Origin of the sequence: Variovorax sp. 22077, from assembly GCF_052044195.1 — a bacterium.
Lineage (GTDB): Bacteria > Pseudomonadota > Gammaproteobacteria > Burkholderiales > Burkholderiaceae_C > Variovorax > Variovorax atrisoli.
Map to the genome: position 1 here is coordinate 1 of NZ_JBQEQC010000070.1, position 1,686 is coordinate 1,686.

The following is a 1,686-nucleotide window of genomic DNA, read 5'->3' on the forward strand; positions in this document are numbered from 1 at the left end:
GGTCACCAACTGGCCAGCCTTGTCGTAGGTGTAGCGGCGCTGGATGCCGGTGGTCAATTCGATGGCGCCTGGCCTGGTGCGGGAAATGTGCTGTTCGAGCAGCCGACCCGCCGGGTCGTATTCCGCCGCGCGTGCGACCTCCGGTGCAAGCCGCCGCGCTCGAAGGTCAGGATCGGTATTACCCCGGAGCGACGTCGAGCAAGTATCTATATGCGTACTCCCCAATACTCCGAACCAGTATTGGCATTAAGCCTCTTAAGCAGAAAGAGATGAAACGGCATCGGCGCCCCACTTTCACTTACATCTGGACAACTCAATACCAATCAAAAGTCTCGCTTCGGCACAGAAACACCGTGAGCTCGCAAAATCTCAATCGAGTCATTCAGGAACTTCAACGGCAACATCGAACGTTCTCCATAGGAATCAACGATGCCAACCTCTACCACGAAGTCGACCAATTTAAAAAAATCCGATCGAATATTTGAAGGAATTTTTTCTTCCAAACCCGATGGCTTAGCATCTCCTCGCCCATTAAGGGGCAAGATTGCCCCGGCTCTCTCCCACTTTCCAAAATCCAATTCACCGATCTTCTTCAAATGAGCGAGCAACATTTCAACCGAGACATCCCCCACTCCAAAATTTCGCGTAAAAGCCTCCAAGCATTTCGCCGCATAAATTTGCCTTCTAGCATTCGACCAATCAGAAAAATCCTTGTCACTCACAATTCACAACCCCAAGGCGCACGCCCTTCATCTACAAAAAGCCACTGATAAAGAGGTTTTGCATATTTTTTTAACCGAGGAAAATCCGCATTCAAAATTTCGGCGTCAAGCAAAACGATACCATGAGACTCAAATATTTCAATTATCTCAATACTAGCCTCATCATGGGCGAGGCCTCGCAAAATCGGCATGGACACCGAGCCATCGATACCCAATTGAGCCAAAAAAGCAAAAGGCCCAATCATTGAAATTCGGAGAAGATAGCTATCACCAGAAGGAAAAGATAAAATGTAGCCAAAACTTACATCATAATTTTCATCAGTATCTTCTTGCACCGTGCATTTTTTACAAATTTCGCCCACAACCTTTGCGTATCTTTTTTTTGCAATCTCGTCCAGCACGAAAGAATAATCAGGAGCCTCAAGACTTCCAAATTTATTCTCTAAAATTTTGATCCATTTTTTTTCCATATTTCCTCTATGGAGTTTCGGGGCCGGCAGGGTGTCCATGGATTTTTCCTTTTGAATCTTGATGAACTCTCACTTTGGTCTGAGTTCCTCCTCTGGGTCCTTCGCCGATCGGTTTTCCGAACTCGTAGTCCTTGACCTCGGGCCTGCCCGGCACTTGCGTGCCGTTCGCCCACGCCTCGTCTGTGTATTTGATGGCAGCATTCCAATCACAAAAACAAGATGTCGGTTTTCCCGCCTTCACTCGGTTGTCGTATTGCGGCGTCCCCTTTACGTGTCCGGCTTGTTTCTGCGATGAAAAATAGGGAGGTACGCGAGGCTGCAACCCTAAAGGGTCGATCCATTCAATAGCGTTTGATGCGTAAGCATGCAGGTTCATCCCGCCCGCTAAAGCGATTGGATCGCTTGAAGCAAATCGCCCAGCCTGCGGGTCGTAGTATCTATACCGGTTGTAGTGCAGCCCGGTCTCTTCATCCCAATACTGCCCCTGAAACCGA

Annotated in this window: 4 protein-coding genes; 1 reads left to right on the top strand and 3 read right to left on the bottom strand. The window is 48.5% G+C overall.

Going from position 1 to position 1,686, the window contains the following annotated elements:
* Positions 1–273, top strand: a 273-nt coding sequence (locus ACTJLF_RS34495; protein ID WP_440884884.1) for a hypothetical protein, incomplete at its 5' end; no start/stop codon positions are given.
* A gap of 50 nt (positions 274–323) precedes the next feature.
* Here the strand turns inward: ACTJLF_RS34495 and ACTJLF_RS34500 are convergent.
* From ACTJLF_RS34500 to ACTJLF_RS34510, 3 genes are all read right to left on the bottom strand, one after another.
* Positions 324–722: a hypothetical protein gene (locus ACTJLF_RS34500; protein ID WP_132751470.1), complete on the bottom strand. Its 399-nt coding sequence runs from the start codon at positions 720–722 to the stop codon at positions 324–326.
* Complete coding sequence (locus ACTJLF_RS34505) at positions 719–1,231, bottom strand: hypothetical protein (protein WP_132751471.1); 513 nt, start codon at positions 1,229–1,231, stop codon at positions 719–721. Before ACTJLF_RS34505 ends, ACTJLF_RS34500 begins: the two co-directional genes overlap by 4 nt.
* Positions 1,200–1,686, bottom strand: a 487-nt coding sequence (locus ACTJLF_RS34510) for an RHS repeat-associated core domain-containing protein (protein WP_440884885.1), incomplete at its 5' end; no start/stop codon positions are given. The genes ACTJLF_RS34510 and ACTJLF_RS34505, both read right to left, overlap by 32 nt.